Origin of the sequence: Variovorax sp. NFACC27, from assembly GCF_048301545.1 — a bacterium.
Taxonomy (GTDB): domain Bacteria; phylum Pseudomonadota; class Gammaproteobacteria; order Burkholderiales; family Burkholderiaceae_C; genus Variovorax; species Variovorax gossypii.
In genome coordinates, this window is the sequence record NZ_CP157613.1 from 8,115,506 (window position 1) to 8,133,458 (window position 17,953).

Here is a 17,953-nt window from a genome sequence, read left to right on the forward strand (position 1 = left end):
TCGCGCTGTGTCGGGAATTATGACCGCCAGCTTTCAGACGGGTTCCACGGAAACCAGCATCGGTGTGAACCAGTTGCCAGACACCATTTCTCCCATTTCTTCGGCGCCGAAAGACGCCTTCTCTTCGTATTCGAGGTTCGTGCAGCGCCTGCGCCGCAGGTATGCAGCCGAGCTTTCGTTGCTTCCCCCCGGCGCGCCGCGGCGCGAATCGATGACGGTGGCCTACGAGGCACTGCGCCAGCGCGGGGACGGTGTCGGCGATGCACTCCGGATTGTGCGGCAGCTCGTGATGGAGCGGCTTGTAACTCTTGATTGCGACGAGCAGGCTCCGCTGGCCGTGGTGACCACCGCCGTCACCGAGCTGGCCGAGCTGGCACTCGATATTGCGTGCCAGGAAGCCTGTCGCGAACTCGACGCGGCGCACGGCGCCCCGCTGGGGCCCGATGGCCGTCGCGCGCAGTTGTGGATCGTGGGCATGGGCAAGCTCGGCGCGCGCGAGCTCAACGTGTCGAGCGACATCGACCTGATCTACCTCTACGACGTGGACGGCGAGACCAAGGGCGACGCCGATGGGCGCGGCCGGCTGGCCAACCAGGAGTACTTCGCGCGCGCCGTGAAGCGCATCTACGCGCTGGTGGGCGACACCACCGAGCACGGCTTCGTGTTCCGCGTCGACCTGGCGCTGCGGCCCAACGGCAACTCGGGCCCGAGCGTGGTCTCGCTCGATGCGCTCGAGGAGTACTTCCAGGTGCAGGGCCGCGAGTGGGAGCGCTTCGCCTGGATGAAGAGCCGCGTGGTCGCGCCGCGCGACATCGTGCTCGCGGGCCAGGCCCAGGGCCTGCGCGGCGCGGTGCTGCCCTTCGTGTTCCGCCGCTATCTCGACTACAGCGTGTTCGATTCGCTGCGCGTGCTGCACCGGCAGATCCGCGAGCAGTCGGCGCGCCGCAGCGCCGGGCGCCCCGAGCGCGCCAACGACGTGAAGCTCTCGCGCGGCGGCATCCGCGAGATCGAGTTCACCGTGCAGCTGCTGCAGGTGGTGCGCGGGGGCCAGTTCCCCGAGCTGCGCACGCGGCCTACGCTCGACGCGCTGCAGCGCCTGGCGCGCGCCAACCTCATGCCGCAGGAAACCGCCGATGCGCTGGCCTCGGCCTACGAGTTCCTGCGCCGCGTCGAGCACCGCATCCAGTACCTCGACGACCAGCAGACGCACGTGCTGCCCGTGTCCGACGACGACCTGCGCTGGATCGCCCAGACCATGGGCTACCCCAGCTGCTGCCCCTTCCTCGAGCAGCTCGACACGCATCGCGAATTCGTCGCGCAGGAATTCGACAAGCTGCTCGGCGGCGAGAAGCCCTGCAACGGCAAGTGCAACGGCAAGAAGGCCGCCGCACCCGCCGACCTGGCCGACCTGCTCGACGACCTGCCACCGGCTTTCGCCGAGCGCATCCGCGACTGGTGCGAGCAGCCCCGCGTGCTGGCCCTGCGCGAAGAGACGCGCGCGCGCCTGCGCCAGCTGGTGCAGCGCACCGGCCAGTGGCTCAAGGAGCCCGACGGCGACGGCGCGGGCCAGACCCCGCGCCACGTCGACGCCGCAATGCGCTGGGCCGACTGGATCGAGCCGCTGCTGCGCCGCGAGAGCTACCTGGCGCTGCTGGTCGAGCGCCCCGCCGTGCAGGAACGCCTGCTGCGCCTGCTGGGCGCGGCCAGGTGGCCGGCACGCTACCTGATGCAGCACCCCGGCGTGATCGACGAACTGGCGAGCGACGAGATGCTCTCGGGCCGCTTCGTCGCCGCCGAGTTCGAGCGCGAGCTCGACGCGCGCCACGCATCGCTCACCCGCACCGGCGAAGCCGACGAAGAGCGCCTGCTGAACCTGCTGCGCCACGCGCATCACGCCGAGGTGTTCCGCACGCTGGCGCGCGACGTGGACGGCCGCCTCACCGTCGAGCAGGTGGCCGACGACCTCAGCGCGCTGGCCGACGCCACTCTGCGCGTGACCGCCCGCTGGTGCTGGCCGCACGTGCGCAACCGGCATCGCGAGGTGCCGCAGTTCGCGATCATCGGCTACGGCAAGCTGGGCGGAAAGGAACTGGGCTACGGCAGCGACCTCGACATCGTGTTCGTCTACGACGATGACGACGAGCGAGCCGGCGAGGTCTATGCGGCCTATGTGCGCAAGCTCATCAACTGGCTCACGGTGAAGACGCGCGAGGGCGACCTGTTCGAGATCGACACCGCCCTGCGGCCCAACGGCAACTCGGGCCTGCTGACCACCAGCTTCGAAGCCTACGAGAAGTACCAGCTCGGCCGCGGCAGCAACACCGCGTGGACCTGGGAACACCAGGCCATGACGCGCGCGCGCTTCGTGCTGGGCAGCGAGGACCACGGCGCCGAGCTGGGCGCGCGCTTCGACCAGGTGCGCGAGGCCGTGCTGGTGGCGCCGCGCGACCGCGAGGCGCTGAAGGCCGAGATCATCGCGATGCGCAACAAGCTGCGCGGCGCGCGGCCGGTGAAGGCCGACCGCTTCGACGTGAAGCACAGCCCCGGCGGCATGGTCGATGCCGAGTTCGCTGTGCAGTTCCTGGTGCTGTCGTCTTCGGCCGAGCATCCCGAGCTGATTCCGAACGTGGGCAACATCGCGCTGCTTCTGCGCGCCGAACTGGCGGGACTGCTGCCCGAGGGCGTGGGCCGCGGCGCGGCGCGGGCGTATCGCGAGCTGCGCCGCGTGCAGCACCGCGCACGACTCAACGAAGAGCCGACACAGGTCACGCCGCCCGCGCTGGCGGCCGAGCGCGACGCCATGCTGGCGCTGTGGAAGGCAGTATTTGGCTGAGGGCGCCCGTTCCCCGGCCACCACCGCGCTGGCGGCGTGCGCGGTAGCCATCGCCATTCTTCTTGCGGGCTGCGCCAGCGGTCCCCGCAGCGGGGGCGGCGTGGCCAGCGGCCGCGACGGCCCGGGCACCAACATTCCGCCCGACCTCGCCAACGTGCCCGACGCCGAGCCTCGCATCGAGCCCATCCGCACCAGCGGCGGCACCAGCAAGCCCTACACGGTGCTGGGCCGCGGCTACGCGCCGATCACCGACGACCGGCCGTTCCGCGAATCGGGGCTGGCCTCGTGGTACGGGCGCAAGTTCCACGCGGCTTCCACATCGAGTGGCGAGCCCTACGACATGTACGCCATGACGGCCGCGCACAAGACGCTGCCGCTGCCGAGCTACGTGCGCGTGCGCAACCCGGCCAACGGTCGCGAGGTGATCGTGCGCGTGAACGACCGCGGGCCCTTCGTCGACGGCCGCGTCATCGACCTGAGCTACACGGCCGCGCTCAAGCTCGACCTGCTGCGCGGCGTGGCGCCGGTGGAGATCGAGCGGATCACGAACGAGGACATCCGCACCGGCGCCTGGCGGCGCGATTCGGGGACTGCGTATGCCGCGGCCGAAGCTCCCATGGCCGCGCCCGTGCGTACGGCACCGGTGCGCGTGGCGAGCGCACCGCAGCCGCAACAACAGCAGCAAGTGCGGGTGCCGGCCGAGTGGGTGGCGCCTGTCGCGACGGCCGGCAACGACATGCCTCAGCCGGCATCGACCATGCCCGTCGCGCCTCAGACGCCGATGACCACGGCCTTGCCGCCGGGAACGGGGGCGGAGCCGGAATCGGCGCAGTCGCCGCCTTCCATTCCACCGGGCCGGCAGGCCATCGTGGTCAACGAGTTGCCCCCGCTGCAGGCGGCAGCGGCTCAACAACCGGCGCCGCTGCCCGCGAACATCTCGCAGCGGCCCGCCGCGGCACTTCCCGGTTTCTGGGTGCAGCTCGGCGCGTTCCGTGAGCGGGACGGCGCCGAGAGCCTGCTGAACCAGGCCGCGCGCGGCCTGCCCTCGCTGGCGCCGCAGCTGCACGTGTTCAGCGAAGCCGGGACGCACCGGCTGCAGGCAGGGCCATTCGCCTCGCGCAACGCAGCCGGCGAAGCGGTCACGCAGTTGCGCGAGAGCCTGCGCATCGCGCCGATGGTGGTGGAGCGCAGGTAGCTCCGCGCCCGATCAGAGCAGCGGCTTCACCGCCACCGGGATGCCGCTGGCGACGTTGAGGCGGTTCCAGGTGTTGATCTGCGCGATCGCCACCGACAGCTCGGCAATTTCCAGGTCGCTGAAGTTGGCCTTCAGTGCCGCGAACTCGGCCTCGCGTGCGTCGTAGCGGTCGGCCAGGCGCGTGAGCGATTCGGCCCAGGCCAGCGCCGCGCGTTCACGCTCGTTGAAGAAGCTCACCTCGCGCCACGTCGCCAGGCTGTTGATGCGCTGCCATTCCTCGCCCTGCTTGCGCAGGTCGCGCACGTGCATGTCGAGGCAGTAGGCGCAGCCGTTGATCTGCGAGACGCGGGCGAAGACGTAGTCGACCAGCACTTTGCCGAGCGTGCTCGACTCGATGGTGGTGTTGACGGCGAGGATGGCCTCGAAGGACTTCGGGACGAGCTTGAACCAGTTCAGGCGTGCGGTGGTGTTCATGGTTTTCTCCAGTGGGTGAGGGACAGGTTGCGATGGAATCGATCTGCTTACCCACTGAAGACGGGCGAGCCGGTCGCCCTGTGACACGCCGCGCGAACTATTTCGAGGAAAAAAGCTGCGCGATGCGTGCGAGCTTGTCGGGATTGCGCTGCGCACGGATGCGCACGATGCGGTCGTTCTCGATCTCGAAGGTCTGGGCCGACTCGAGTTCGCCGTCGAGGAAGCGCAGCATGCCGGGCTCGCCGTTGATGTCGACGAGCTCCATGCGCACGGCCGGACCCATGCGGCGCCACAGCGAGTAGTACAGCTGCGCGAGGCGCTGGCTGCCGCGCAGGATCTTGCTGAAGGTCTGCACCTTGCCGCCGCCGTCGCCGATGAGCTCGACGTCCTCGGACATGAGCGCCTTCAGCTCCTGCAGGCTGCCGCGCGCGGCGGCGTCGGCGAAGGCGCGCAGCAGGCGCTCGTGGGTCTCGCGCGGCACGCTGAAGCGCGGGCGCCCTTCCTGCACCTGGAGCTTGGCGCGGTGCACCAGCTGGCGGCAGGCGGCCTCGGACTTGCCGAGGGTGAGGGCGATTTCGTCGTAGTCGGCGTCGAACACCTCGCGCAGCAGGAAGGCGGCGCGCGCCTCGGGCGCGAGACGCTCCAGCACGGCGAGGAAGGCGACGGAGATGTTGTCGGCGCGCTCGAGCAGCTGCTCGGGCGTCGCGGGCGAATCGGGCGCGCCGGTGAGCGTGGGCTCGGGCATCCAGGCGCCGATGTAGTGCTCGCGCTGGATCTTGGCGGCACGCAGCCGGTCGATCGACAGGCGCGTGACCACGGTCACGAGCCAGGCTTCGGCGCTGTCGAGGGTGTCCTTCGCGGCCTCATGCCAGCGCAGCCAGGCGTCCTGCACGACCTCCTCGGCCTCGGCCATGGAGCCGAGCATGCGGTAGGCGATGCCCTGCAGGCGAGGGCGGTGGCGGTCGAAGGTGAGGGTTGCGTCGTCCATACGGGCTAGACGGCTTGCGTCCCCGGTTTGTGACATGGATTCTGCAAAAAATAACGCCCCGGCATGCGGGGCGTTATTTGTGTGCCTCCAGGCTCAGGCGCCCTGGTATTCGGGCCTGGGGCCTAGGGTGGCCGCCAGTTCCTTGCGGTAGCGGTTCAGTTCCTGGACTGTCTTGAAGCTGCGGTTCATCAGCAGGCTCAGGTTGTGCAGGATGCGCTCGCCGACCTTGGTTTCCCAGACGGCGTCGAACTTGATCTGCTTGTCGAGCCAGTGCTCGAGCCAGTCGGGGTCGGGCATGCGGCTCTGGACGGTGTCGCGCGGGAAGTGCGCCTTGCTGACGTGCAGGTTGGTCGGGTGCAGGGCCTGCGCCGTGCGGCGGGCGCTGGCCATCAGGACGCCGACCTTGGTGAAGGCGGCACGGGCCTCGTCGCCGAACTTTTCCATTGCACGCTTCATGTAGCGCAGGTAGGCGCCGCCATGGCGGGCTTCGTCCTGGCTCAGCGTCGTGTAGATGTGCTTGATGACCGGCTCGGTGTGCCACTGGGCGGCACGGCGGTACCAGTGGTTGAGGCGGATCTCGCCGCAGAAATGCAGCATGAGGGTTTCGAGCGGCGGAGCCGGGTCGAAGTCGAAGCGCACTTCGTGCAGCTCTTCTTCCGTGGGGGCGTGCTTGGGGCTGAAGCGCTTCAGGTACTCCATGAGCACCAGCGAGTGCTTCTGCTCCTCGAAGAACCAGATCGACATGAAAGCGGAAAAGTCGCTATCGTGGCGGTTGTCGCGCAGGAACATCTCGGTAGCCGGCAGTGCCGCCCACTCGGTGATGGCATTCATCTTGATGGTCTGCGCCTGCTCTTCCGACAGCAAGGAAGCGTCGAACGACTGCCAGGGAATGTCCTTGTCCATGTCCCAGCGGACGGATTCGAGTTGTCTGAAGAGTTCCGGATAGAGCATCTATATCTTTCTAAGGCCGTCGATTTTAGTCGGCCCGTTTGGCGCGCCCGTGACAGACGCGCGATGATGCGGATACGCGCGCCCTTGCGGCATGGATGCGCACCCCCTTTTTGAATCAGGAGCCCGCGATGCGAACCCCCTTCCGATTGTCGACGCTGTGGCGCTGCGCCCCTGCGGTTTCCCTCGTGGCGAGCCTCGTTTCGGCCCTTCCGGCGCACGCCCAGACGGCGGCCGCCGCGCCTGCACCGGCGGAGGCCGCAGGATGCCCGGCGATCCTGCAACACACCTTCCCGAGGCTGCAGGACGAAAAACCCCAGTCTCTGTGCCAGTACTCCGGCAAGGTCGTTCTGGTGGTGAATACGGCCAGCTTCTGCGGCTTCACCCCACAGTACAAGGGCCTGGAGTCGCTGGACATGAAATACCGCTCGCGCGGGCTCGTGGTGCTGGGCTTCCCGTCGAACGATTTCGCCCAGGAATCGGGCTCCAACAAGGAGATCGCCGAGTTCTGCGAAAGCACCTTCGGGGTGAAATTCCCGATGTTCGCCAAGTCCTCGGTGCGCGGCACCGATGCCAATCCGCTCTTCAAGCAGCTCGCGCAGGCCTCGGGCACCACCCCGAAATGGAATTTCTACAAATACCTGATCGGGCGCGACGGCAAGGTCGTGCAGGCGTGGTCGAGCATGACGGCGCCCGACGAGAACGGTTTCGTGAGCGTCATCGAGAAGCAGCTCGGAGCAAATCAAAACTGATCAGTTCACAAGAAAACGCATCGGTAATATTATTCACCGATGCGTCTAACCCATTGTGAACTCGGCGACACAAACGTTTACGAAACGGACGGGAACCGTGCCGCGGATGCAGCGCTCCTAATTCGCGTGGGCAGTAAGTGCCCTACGGTTTTCATGTTGCGAGGTCTTCCGGGCGCCTGCCGTCCGGTCGAAATCCCGAGGCGATTCTTCTCCTCCTCCCTCCCTCCCTCCTTCGCGTCGGGGCGCCTCGCAGCATTTTTGTATTCCAGCCGGGATGGGGGTTCGCGATGACGCGGCCTCCTCGCATCGCCATCGTCGGCGCCGGCATCTCGGGACTGGCCGCGGCGCACTCGCTGCGCGATGCGGCCTCCATCACTCTCTTCGAAGCCAGTGACTACTTCGGTGGCCACGCCCACACGGCAACGATCGAGCTTCCGCGCTCGTCCGCCGATGCCACTTCGGTCGCCCATGGCGTCGACACCGGCTTCCTGGTCTACAACGACCGCACCTATCCCAACCTGATCCGGCTCTTCGCCGAACTCGGCGTCGAGACGGCCCCGTCCGACATGTCGTTCTCGGTGCAGGCCACCCGCGCCAACGGCAGCCGACTGGAGTGGAGCGGCAACAACCTCGCCACCGTGTTCGCGCAGCGGCGCAACCTCGTCGACGGCCGCTTCCTGGGCATGCTGGCCGACCTGCTGCGCTTCAACCGCCTGACCACGCGCATCGCCGAAGCCGGCACCGAGGGCGAACTGACCCAGCCGCTGGACGAGTTCCTCGATGCCCACCGCTTCGGCACGGCATTCCGCGATTGGTACTTCCTGCCCATGATGGGCTGCATCTGGAGCTGCTCGACCACGCGGATGCTGAGGTTCCCGGTGGCGACCATGATCCGCTTCTGCCACAACCACGGCCTGCTCCAGGTCGCCGACCGGCCGCAGTGGCGCACCGTGCGCGGCGGCTCGCGGTACTACGTCGAGAAAATCGTCGCCGGCCTGCCCGACAAGCGCCTGAACACCCGCGTGCGCCGCATCACCCGGGACGGCGGCGAAGTCCTGGTGGCCACCGACGCCGGCACCGAGCGCTTCGACCACGTGGTGCTGGCCACGCATTCCGACCAGTCGCTCGCCATGCTGGCCGACGCGAGCCCCGCCGAAGCCGCCGTGCTCGACGCCATCCGCTACCAGGCCAACCGGGCCGTGCTCCACACCGACGCCTCGGTGCTGCCGCGCAACCGCGCGGCCTGGGCCGCCTGGAACTACGAGCGCGCGGCCGCCGGCGAACTCGAGTCGGGCCGCGTCTGCCTGCACTACCTGCTGAACAAGCTGCAGCCGCTGCCGTGGGAACAGCCGGTGGTCGTCTCGCTGAATCCGGTTCGGGAGATCGCGCGTAGTCAGGTCATGGCCGAATACGACTACGACCACCCGGTGCTCGACCTCGCCGCGATCCGCGCGCAGGCCCAGGTGCCAGCCCTGCAGGGCCTGCGCAACACCTGGTTCGCGGGCGCGTGGATGGGCTACGGCTTCCACGAGGACGGCCTGAAGGCCGGCCTGGCTGTGGCCGAGGGCCTGCGGGCGCGGCTGTCGTCCGCCGGCGAGGGCAACACGACAGCTGAAGCAAGGCTGGCGGCATGACCCCCGCGCAGGCCGTACCGCTGATGGGCTTCGGCGAAGTCCGCCACACGCGCCTGCGCCCCGCGCGCAATGCCTTCGTCTACCCGACCTACTTCCTGATGCTGCCGATGCGCACCCTGCGCGCCGGGGGCAGCAGGACGCTAGCGCTCAACCGCGCGGCGGCCATTTCCTTCCACGACGTCGACCACGGCGACGCCCGCCCGCCCGAACGTGGCGGCGCGCTGGCATGGCTCGACGAGTTGCTGGCCGCCCACGGAATCGACGACGCCACCGGCGAAGCCTGGCTGCACTGCTACCCGCGCGTGTTCGGCTACACCTTCAAGCCCGTGAGCTTCTGGTACTGCCACACGCCTGAAGGCGCCCTGCGGGCGATCGTGGTCGAGGTCAACAACACCTTCGGCGAGCGCCACTGCTACCTGCTGGACCGCCCCGCGTACGGCGCCGAACTCCGCGCGACCAAGGCCTTCCACGTCTCGCCCTTCTGCCGCGTCGACGGCAGCTACCGCTTCCGCTTCTTCGTCGACTCCGGTCTCGCGCGCACCGTGGTGCGCATCGACCACGACGACGCCGACGGCCCGCTGCTGCAGACCAGCGTGAGCGGCGAACTCGGCCCGATGACCGCCGCCAGCACGAGGCGCGCCCTCTGGCGCTACCCGGCGATGACCTTCGGGCTGATCGCGCGCATCCACTGGCAGGCCGCGAAGCTGTGGCTCAAGCGCGTGCCCTTCGTCGCCAAGCCGGCAGCGCCCGTCCACTTCGTGTCGCGAGACAACCACCCCCAGCAGCAGCAGGCGAACCCATGACGAGCACCACCACCGCCTCCCGCTTCTCGCTGCCCCAGGACGCGCCGGCCGCCGCGCGAACCGTGCTCGGCCTGCTGCAGCGGCTGTCCTACGGCTCGCTCACGGTGCGCCTGCCCGACGACTCGGTGCGGCACTTCGGCGCCACGCCGGGCAGCGGCCCGACGGCCTCGCTCACGCTGCGCAACTGGAACGCCTGCCGGGCCGCGCTCAAGTCGGGCGACATCGGCTTCGCCGAGAGCTACATCGCCGGCGACTGGACCACGCCCAACCTCACCGAGCTGATCAAGGTGTTCATCGCCAACCGCCGCGCCATCGAGGACATGATGTACGGCAGCTGGCTCGGCCGCCTGCTGTACCGCGTGCGGCATCTCATGAATCGCAACAGCAGGTCCGGCAGCTCGCGCAACATCCACGCGCACTACGACCTGGGCAACGCGTTCTACCGGCTGTGGCTCGACGAGACGATGAACTATTCGTCGGCCTGGTTCGAGGGCGACCTGTCGAAGCCCATGCCCGAGGCGCAACGCGCCAAGGTGCGCCGCGCGCTGCAGTTGGCGGACGTGAAGCCCGGCGACCGCGTGCTCGAGATCGGCTGCGGCTGGGGCGCGCTCGCCGAAATGGCGGCGACCGACTTCGGCGCCTCGGTGACGGGCGTGACGCTGTCCACCGAGCAGCTCGCCTACGCCCGCGAGCGCACCGCCAGGCTGGCGGCCGACCTGCGCCTGCAGGACTACCGCGACATCGACGACGCGCCCTTCGACGCGATCTGCTCCATCGAGATGGTGGAAGCCGTGGGCCGCGAGTACTGGCCGACCTATTTCCGGACCGTGAGCCGCCTGCTCAAGCCGGGCGGCCGGGCCTGCGTGCAGAGCATCGTGATCGACGACGCGCTGTTCGACCGCTACATCGACTCGACCGACTTCATCCAGCAGTACATCTTCCCGGGCGGCTGCCTGCCCTGTCCGCGCGAGTTCCGCCGCGAGGCCGAGGCCGCGGGGCTGGAGGTGGTGGACGAATTCGCCTTCGGCGCCGACTACGCCGAGACGCTGCGCCGCTGGCGCGAGAGCTTCCTCGGGCAGCGAGGCCGCATCCTGCAGCAGGGCTTCGACGAGCGCTTCATGCGCATCTGGGAGTTCTACCTGGCCTACTGCGAGGCAGCGTTCTCGCAAGCGAACATCGACGTGGTGCAGTACACGCTGCGCAGGCGCCAGGCCTGAGCGGAAAAGAAAAAGGCGCCGAGGGCGCCTTTTCGTCAGGGCTTGGTGTCGATGAAGCTGGGCCGCAGCATCAGCTTGTCGTACAGCTTCGCGAGGTTGGCGTGGTCGCCGCGCCAGTCGATCTCGGGAAAGCGCAGGTCCAGCCAGCCCAGCGTGCAGCCCACCGCGATGTCCGACAGGCTCAGGTGGATGCCGCTGCAGAAGGGCTTGTCGCCCAGGCCCTTGGACATGGCGGCGACGCCGTCCTCGACCTTGGCGCGCTGGCGCTCGATCCAGGCGGCGCTGCGCTCGCCGTCGCTGCGGCCGGACCAGGTGGCTTCGAGGCGCCAGAGCACACCGGCGTCCATGACGCCGTCGGCCAGCGCCTCCCAGGTCTTGACCTCGGCGCGCTCGCGGCCCTGCTGCGGAATCAGCTTGCCGACCGGCGACAGGGTGTCCAGGTATTCGACGATCACGCGGGAGTCGAACATCGCCTCGCCGCCTTCCATGATCAGGCAGGGGACCTTGCCCAGCGGATTGGAGTTGGAGATGGTGGTGTCGGCAGCCCAGACGTCTTCGATCACGAACTGGTAATCGAGCCGCTTCTCGGCCAGCACCACGCGCACCTTGCGCACGTAGGGGCTGGCGGCGGATCCGATCAGTTTCATGAAGGCTCTCTCCCTATGCATTGATGACGTTTGTTAATAGTCATTTTAGGTGAACGGGAAAACCGGGCCCGAATCGCCCCCAAAGCACGATGCCTGCCCCACGGGCCGGCGGCCGCCTAAAATTCGGGCATGAGCTTTTCCACCGTTTCCGCCCTTTCCCCCCTTGATGGCCGCTACGCGGCCAAACTCGCGGCGCTGCGTCCGCTGATGAGCGAACAGGGCTATATGCACCGGCGCGTGCAAGTCGAGGTGGCGTGGTTCATTGCGCTGTCCGACTGCGGCTTCGCCGAATTCAAGCCCCTTACCGGCGGCGCCCGCAAGTACCTGCTGGGCCTGGTGTCGCACTTCTCCGAGGCCGACGCGCTGGCCATCAAGGAGATCGAGAAGACCACCAACCACGACGTGAAGGCGGTCGAGTACTGGATCAAGTCGAAGTTCGAGGCCCGTCCCGAGCTGCTCGCGGCCGCCGAGTTCGTGCACTTCGCCTGCACCAGCGAGGACATCAACAACACCAGCCACGCCCTGCAGATCCAGGCCGCGCGCGACAAGGTGGTGCTGCCGGCCATCGACGGCCTGATCGCCAAGCTGCGCGAGATGGCGCACCAGTTCGCCAACGTGTCGATGCTCTCGCGCACGCACGGCCAGACCGCCAGCCCGACCACCGTCGGCAAGGAAATCGCCAACGTGACGGTGCGCCTGTCGAAGGCACGCGAGCAGATCGCCGCGGTGCTGCTGCTGGGCAAGATGAACGGCGCGGTCGGCAACTACAACGCCCACCTGGCCGCCTGGCCCGACTTCGACTGGGAAGCCTTCAGCCGCAAGGTCGTCGAGACGCCCGCGCCGCTGGGCCTGGGCCTGAGCTTCCAGCCCTACAGCATCCAGATCGAGCCGCACGACTACATGGCCGAGCTGTTCGACGCGGTGGCCCGCGCCAACACCATCCTCATCGACTTTTCGCGCGACATCTGGGGCTACGTGAGCCTGGGCTACTTCAAGCAGCGCCTGAAGAAGGGCGAGATCGGCTCCTCGACGATGCCGCACAAGGTCAACCCGATCGACTTCGAGAACGCCGAGGGCAACCTGGGCCTGGCCAACGCGGTGCTGCGCCACCTGAGCGAGAAGCTTCCCATCAGCCGCTGGCAGCGCGACCTGACCGACAGCACTGTGCTGCGCAACATCGGCGTGGCCTTCGGCTACGCCACGCTGGCCTATGCCAGCCTGGCCACCGGCCTGGGCAAGCTCGAGCTCAACGACGAAGCGCTGGCGGCCGACCTCGACGCCTCGTGGGAAGTGCTGGCCGAGCCGATCCAGACGGTGATGCGCCGCTACGGCGTGCAGGGCGCCTACGAGCAGCTCAAGGAAGTGACGCGCGGCAAGACCGTGACGGCCGAGGCGCTGCACGGGCTGATCCGCTCGCTGGAGATTCCCGAAGAGGAAAAGGCCCGCCTGCTGGCCATGACACCGGCCAGCTACGTGGGCAAGGCAGCAGAGCTCGCCAGTAGAATCTAGGCCTCCCATACCGATGCAACAGCCGCCTGAAGGCGGCTGTTTTGCGTCGGTGGTTATCTTTTTTCCAGCCAACGCCCGCCACGGGCGCCAGCCAACAACTCTTGTCGAGGGACTCGCCGTCCCCGTTGGTCATGCGCGCCCCTCTGAGACGCCTCTGGCTCAAGGTCCACCGCTGGATCGGCCTCACGCTCGGTCCGATCCTCGCCCTCACCGCGCTGCTCGGCGCCGTGCTGGTGGTGGCGCTGCCGCTCGACCGGGCCGCGCATCCGGCCTTCTTCGTCGCACGTTCCGCGGGTGATGCGACCCGGGCCGCGCTGCCGCTGGAGCCGCTGCGCCAGCGCCTCGCCGCCGAATTCGGCCCCGACGCCAACTTCACGCTGCGCCCGCCGCGCAAACCCACCGACACGCTGTGGGTGCTGGTGCGCGGCAAGTGGGAAGGCACGCTCTACCTCGACCCCGCAACCGGCGCGGAGCAGGGACGCCGCGGCACGCACGAGGGCGCCTATAACGTCCTGTTCGAACTGCACAGCAGCCTGCTGCTGGACGACACCGGCAAGGGCGTGCTGGCCTTCGTCGCGCTGGCCTACCTGTTCCTGCTGGTCACGGGCATCGTGCTCTGGTGGCCGGTGCGCTGGCCGCCGTCGCTGCGCATCGTGCTGAACCGCGGCCTGCTGCGCGGGTTGTTCGACCTGCATCGCACCGGCGGCGCGGTGCTCGGGCTGCTGATCGCGGTGTCGGTGGCCACGGGCGCGTACATGGCTTGGCGACCGCTGGGCAACTTCATCTCGAGCGCCATGGGGCAGCAGCCCATCAAGCCGCCGGTGATCGCCAAGGGTGCCGCGACCGGCCCGCGCCTGCCGCTGGACGAACTCGTGGCCCGCGCGCAGCAGGCCTATCCGGGCCAGCCCATCGGCTACATCCAGGTGCCCGCCAAGACCAGCCGTCCGATGCGCGTGCGCTTCCGCCTGTCGGACGACCCGCATCCGAACGGCATCGGCTCGGTGTGGCTGAACCCGGTGACCGGCGAGGTGCTGGCCGCGCGCAAGTGGCAGGAGCTCGACGCCGGCAACGGCGCGGTGGCGGTGATCTATCCGCTGCACACCGGCGAACTCGGCGGCCCGCTGCATGAAGCAGTCACGGCGCTGCTGGGCCTTGCGCTCGCGGGCCTGGGCCTGAGCGGCGTCTGGCTCTGGTGGCGCCGGCGCGCCATGGCCGCAGCGGCCCGCAACAACGACAACCGGCTTTCCAGCGGCACGACGACGCCTTGAGCGGTTCCGCGCCGGGCCCGCACCCAGTTTCATCACCATCAGAAAACCCGTAGGAGGGATCTCTTTTGTTCACGCACAAACGCACAGCCATCGCGATGGCGCTGCTTCCCCTGAGCCTGCAGGGCTTCGCCGCCGAGGCCGAGCCCACGGCTGCCGACGCATCGAAGTCGCTCGAGACCATCACCGTCACCGGCGACTGGCTCGGCAGCCCCAGCGAAACCAAGGTGCTCGAGCACCCGGGCGCCCGCAGCATCATCGAGCGCAAGCAGATCCAGGAAAGCGGCTCGTCCAGCGTGCGCGACGTGCTGCGCCAGGTGCCCGGCGTGCAGGTGCAGGAGAGCAACGGCACCGGCGGCAGCGACATCTCGCTGAACGTGGGCGTGCGCGGCCTGACCTCGCGCCTGTCGCCGCGCTCCACCGTGCTGCTGGACGGCGTGCCGCTGGCCTACGCGCCCTACGGCCAGCCGCAGCTTTCGCTGGCGCCGCTGTCGCTGGGCAGCCTCGAGGCGGTCGACGTGGTGCGCGGCGCGGGCTCGGTGCGCTACGGCCCCCAGAACGTGGGCGGCATCATCAACTTCGTGACGCGCTCGATCCCGAAGCAGTTCTCGGGCGAGGTGAGCGTGGGAGTCGAAAGCGCCGGCCACGGCGGCGGCACCAAGACCACGCCCAGCCTGTTCATCGGCGGCACGAACGAGAACGGCCTGGGCCTGGCGCTGCTGTACTCCGGCACGCACGGCGACGGCTTCCGCCAGAGCAACGACCACACGAGCATCGACGACCTGATGCTCAAGGGCGCCTACCGCATCTCGAAGACCGACGACATCGCCGTCACGCTGCATCACTTCGAGGGCAAGGGCCGCATGCCCGGCGGCCTGACCACGGCGCAGTTCGCGGCCAACCCCTTCCAGTCGGACCGCCCCTTCGACGAGTTCACCGGCCGCCGCACCGACGGCTCGGTGAAGTACACGCACAACGACGGCGTGAACAAGTTCGAGATGCTGACCTACTACACGGACTCGTACCGCAGCAGTTTCCTCGAGCAGGAAGGCACCGGCGCCAACAACGGCAGGCGCCGCCTCACCTCCGCGCCGCGCAACTACAAGACCTTCGCGGTCGAGCCCCGCTACTCGCGCCTGATCGACTCGGGCAGCGTGGTGCAGGAAGTGAGCTTCGGCTACCGCTACCTGAAGGAAGAGGCATCGGAAGTCGCGACGCGCAGCGCCTACTACCAGCCACGCCCGGGCTTCAACGCCTTCGGCCTGGCCAACCCCGCGTACCAGACCAGCAAGGGCGGCACGACCGCACATGCTTTCTACATCGACGACCGCATCGACTTCGGCAACTGGACCATCACGCCCGGCGTGCGCCACGAATCGATCCGCTCGTTCAACGACGTCTACACCATCACGAACGGCCGGGCCACCAGCGCGATCTTTCCGAAGATCGACTCCGACGAGTGGCTGCCCACGCTGTCGGTCCTCTACCGCATGAGCGACCGCTGGTCGGTGTTCGCCAACGCCGGCGTGTCGTTCGGGCCGCAGCAGTACGCACAGCTCGCGCAGTCGACCACCGGCCTGCATCCCGAGAAGGCCAAGACCTACGAGATCGGCACGCACTACAAGGGCGAGGCCTGGAGCGGCGAGCTCACGCTGTTCAACATCAACTTCGACAAGGAGCTGCAGCTGGCGCGCTCCATCACCGGCGACGTCGGCCAGTGGACCGACCTGGGCGCGACGCGCCATCGCGGGCTGGAGTCGGCGCTGCGCTACGACCTCGGCACGCTGAGCGACTCGCTCAAGGGGCTGTCGGTGTCGGGCACCTACACGTACACGCAGGCGACCTCGAAGGCCGGCGCATTCGCCGGGCGCGACCTGCCCTTCTACTCGCGCCAGGTGGCGACGCTGGGCGCGCGCTACGAGCGCGGGCCGTGGACCTTCAACGCCGACATCTACGCGCAGTCGAAGCAGCGCTCGCCGGGTTCGCCGGACGACGGCGCCAGGTACGTCACGCTCGAAGACGCGACCGGCCGGCTCGGCGACATTCCCGGCTACGCCACGATGAACCTGCGCGCCGCCTACGACTTCGGGCCGTCGATGAGCAACCTGAAGGTCGCCGTGGGCGTCAAGAACCTGTTCGACCGCCGCTACTTCAACCGCTCGGTGGACAACAACGGCGGCAAGTACGTGGGGCAGCCGCGCACGGTCTACCTGCAGGCCTCGGTGGCGTTCTGATGGCCCGCCTGGAGCACGCGGGCAGGCGCGGGGCCTAAACTCGCGCACCCATGGCCCTCAAATCCACCATCTTCAAGGCCACCCTCGCGGTGGCCGACATCGACCACGGCTACTACGCCGACCACGCGCTGACCCTGGCGCGCCACCCCAGCGAGACCGACGAGCGGATGATGATCCGCCTCGTCGCGCTCGCGCTCAACGCACACCAACTGCAGGACGTGTGCAACGGCGACGGCACGCTGGCCTTCGGTGCAGGCCTGTCGAACGTCGAGGAGCCCGACGTGTGGCTTCGCGACTTCACGGGCGAGGTCAAGCTCTGGATCGAAGTCGGCCAGCCGGAAGACAAGCCCGTCATCAAGGCCTGCAACAAGGCCGACGAGGTGATCGTCTATGCCTTCAACCACGCGGCCGAGATCTGGTGGCGCGGTATCGAGAACAAGCTCACGCGGCCGCAGAACCTCAAGGTGTACCGCGTGCCGACGGCTGCCTCTCAAGCGCTGGCCGCGCTCGCGCAGCGCAGCATGCAGCTGCAGGCGACCATTCAGGAGAACACGCTGACGCTGGGAGACGGCACCAACAGCGTCGACATCGAACCGCTGCGCTGGAGATGAGCCTCGGGCGCAGCTGAAGGCTAGACGGCCGGCATCATCCGGCCGCACTGCCAGCACTGCTCGAAGCCGCCCTCGACCTGCTCGCCGCACACGCAGCGCCAGCTGCGCTGCGGACGATGCTGCAGCTCGTGCAGCAGGCGCTTCGCAAGCTCGAACTGGGTCTCGTCGTCGATCCAGATCTCGGGCAGGCACTGGTCGGGCGGAAGCTGGCCCATCACCGCGCCGAGGAATTCACGCTGCACCGAAGCCGCCACGCCCTCTTCGCGCAGGGCATGCGCCCACACGGTCGCGATCGCGAGGTTGGGCGCTTGCGCGAGGCGGCGCATGGTCAGGGGGCCCAGTTCTTCTCGTCGTCGGGATCGAACTCGGGTTCGTCGGCCGATGGCGACGACGACGTGTCGCGCTCCGCCTCGCGTGCGCGCTCGGCATAGCGGTTGAAGCGCCAGGCCGAGTCTTCCATGGTGATGCGGCGCCACGTGGCGCGCTTCTCGACGGGCGACATGCCGGGCCAGAACTGCACCTCGTCGAAGCTGCGGCCGCAGCCCTTGCACTCGTCGTCGCCCTGGCTGGTGGAACAGATCGCGATGCAGGGCGTATCGGGCGTGCTGTCGTACCAGGCCATCCAGGCGGCCCACGCCTTGGACGGGAAGCCGACCTCGTCGACCTCGTCCTCGTGATGGAAGACCATGAGCGCGTAGACCTCGGCCAGCGCCCGCAATTCGGGGCCCAGCGTGACGCCGTCGGGCGACGGCGTCTTCTCGCGCCAGTAGTTGATGGCGGCCTCTATGTCGGTGATGTGTATGGCGGCCATGGAGCGTGAAAAAACAGCGGACGGCGATCATA

16 protein-coding genes are annotated in these 17,953 nt (G+C 68.3%); 10 read left to right on the forward strand and 6 right to left on the reverse strand.

The annotated features are described in order from the left end of the window. Positions 1 to 19 precede the first annotated feature (19 nt). On the forward strand, positions 20 to 2,833 hold the full coding sequence (gene glnE / locus ABL840_RS38090; protein ID WP_093300153.1) for a bifunctional [glutamate--ammonia ligase]-adenylyl-L-tyrosine phosphorylase/[glutamate--ammonia-ligase] adenylyltransferase: 2,814 nt from the start codon (positions 20 to 22) through the stop codon (positions 2,831 to 2,833). Continuing rightward, complete coding sequence (locus tag ABL840_RS38095; RefSeq protein ID WP_093300154.1) at positions 2,826 to 4,028, forward strand: septal ring lytic transglycosylase RlpA family protein; 1,203 nt, start codon at positions 2,826 to 2,828, stop codon at positions 4,026 to 4,028. Before glnE ends, ABL840_RS38095 begins: the two co-directional genes overlap by 8 nt. Positions 4,029 to 4,040: 12 nt before the next feature. Here ABL840_RS38095 and ABL840_RS38100 read toward each other — a convergent pair whose 3' ends face one another. From ABL840_RS38100 to ABL840_RS38110, 3 genes are all read right to left on the reverse strand, one after another. Then, positions 4,041 to 4,502 carry a carboxymuconolactone decarboxylase family protein gene (locus tag ABL840_RS38100; protein ID WP_093195977.1) on the reverse strand — a complete coding sequence of 154 codons (462 nt, stop codon included), beginning with the start codon at positions 4,500 to 4,502 and terminating at the stop codon, positions 4,041 to 4,043. A 97-nt stretch (positions 4,503 to 4,599) separates the two neighbouring features. Beyond that, positions 4,600 to 5,490, reverse strand: coding sequence for an RNA polymerase sigma-70 factor (locus ABL840_RS38105; protein WP_093300155.1), 891 nt, complete (start codon positions 5,488 to 5,490; stop codon positions 4,600 to 4,602). Positions 5,491 to 5,583: 93 nt separating this feature from the next. After that, positions 5,584 to 6,441, reverse strand: a complete 858-nt coding sequence (locus ABL840_RS38110) for a ferritin (protein WP_093300157.1) — start codon at positions 6,439 to 6,441, stop codon at positions 5,584 to 5,586. 128 nt (positions 6,442 to 6,569) lie between these two features. On the opposite strand from ABL840_RS38110, the gene ABL840_RS38115 reads away from it, so the two are divergent. From ABL840_RS38115 to ABL840_RS38130, 4 genes are all read left to right on the forward strand, one after another. Beyond that, positions 6,570 to 7,190 (forward strand): glutathione peroxidase, encoded by a 621-nt coding sequence (locus ABL840_RS38115; RefSeq protein WP_093195974.1) that lies wholly within the window; start codon positions 6,570 to 6,572, stop codon positions 7,188 to 7,190. A 287-nt stretch (positions 7,191 to 7,477) separates the two neighbouring features. Further along, positions 7,478 to 8,824 carry an NAD(P)/FAD-dependent oxidoreductase gene (locus ABL840_RS38120; protein ID WP_093300159.1) on the forward strand — a complete coding sequence of 449 codons (1,347 nt, stop codon included), beginning with the start codon at positions 7,478 to 7,480 and terminating at the stop codon, positions 8,822 to 8,824. Further along, entirely contained in the window at positions 8,821 to 9,627 is an 807-nt protein-coding gene (locus ABL840_RS38125; protein WP_093300161.1) for a DUF1365 domain-containing protein, read from the forward strand. The genes ABL840_RS38120 and ABL840_RS38125 overlap by 4 nt, the downstream gene beginning before the upstream one ends. Next, the gene (locus ABL840_RS38130) at positions 9,624 to 10,844 is read left to right on the forward strand and encodes an SAM-dependent methyltransferase (RefSeq protein ID WP_093195971.1); all 1,221 of its coding nucleotides are present in this window, start codon (positions 9,624 to 9,626) and stop codon (positions 10,842 to 10,844) included. Before ABL840_RS38125 ends, ABL840_RS38130 begins: the two co-directional genes overlap by 4 nt. 35 nt (positions 10,845 to 10,879) lie before the next feature. Here ABL840_RS38130 and ABL840_RS38135 read toward each other — a convergent pair whose 3' ends face one another. Beyond that, positions 10,880 to 11,491 (reverse strand): glutathione S-transferase N-terminal domain-containing protein, encoded by a 612-nt coding sequence (locus tag ABL840_RS38135; protein ID WP_093195970.1) that lies wholly within the window; start codon positions 11,489 to 11,491, stop codon positions 10,880 to 10,882. Positions 11,492 to 11,620: 129 nt separating this feature from the next. On the opposite strand from ABL840_RS38135, the gene purB reads away from it, so the two are divergent. The 4 genes from purB (at position 11,621) to ABL840_RS38155 (ending at position 17,110) form a co-directional block, all read left to right on the forward strand. After that, positions 11,621 to 13,000, forward strand: coding sequence for an adenylosuccinate lyase (gene purB / locus ABL840_RS38140; protein ID WP_093195969.1), 1,380 nt, complete (start codon positions 11,621 to 11,623; stop codon positions 12,998 to 13,000). A gap of 131 nt (positions 13,001 to 13,131) precedes the next feature. Continuing rightward, entirely contained in the window at positions 13,132 to 14,268 is a 1,137-nt protein-coding gene (locus ABL840_RS38145; RefSeq protein ID WP_093300163.1) for a PepSY-associated TM helix domain-containing protein, read from the forward strand. A gap of 95 nt (positions 14,269 to 14,363) precedes the next feature. Then, positions 14,364 to 16,499, forward strand: a complete 2,136-nt coding sequence (locus ABL840_RS38150; RefSeq protein ID WP_176947410.1) for a TonB-dependent siderophore receptor — start codon at positions 14,364 to 14,366, stop codon at positions 16,497 to 16,499. 50 nt (positions 16,500 to 16,549) lie between these two features. Next, the gene (locus ABL840_RS38155) at positions 16,550 to 17,110 is read left to right on the forward strand and encodes a YaeQ family protein (RefSeq protein WP_093300166.1); all 561 of its coding nucleotides are present in this window, start codon (positions 16,550 to 16,552) and stop codon (positions 17,108 to 17,110) included. 20 nt (positions 17,111 to 17,130) lie between these two features. Here ABL840_RS38155 and ABL840_RS38160 read toward each other — a convergent pair whose 3' ends face one another. Further along, positions 17,131 to 17,436 carry a putative signal transducing protein gene (locus tag ABL840_RS38160; protein ID WP_093195965.1) on the reverse strand — a complete coding sequence of 102 codons (306 nt, stop codon included), beginning with the start codon at positions 17,434 to 17,436 and terminating at the stop codon, positions 17,131 to 17,133. A 2-nt stretch (positions 17,437 to 17,438) separates the two neighbouring features. Then, complete coding sequence (locus ABL840_RS38165; RefSeq protein ID WP_093195964.1) at positions 17,439 to 17,921, reverse strand: DUF3717 domain-containing protein; 483 nt, start codon at positions 17,919 to 17,921, stop codon at positions 17,439 to 17,441. Between the last annotated feature and the right edge of the window lie 32 nt (positions 17,922 to 17,953).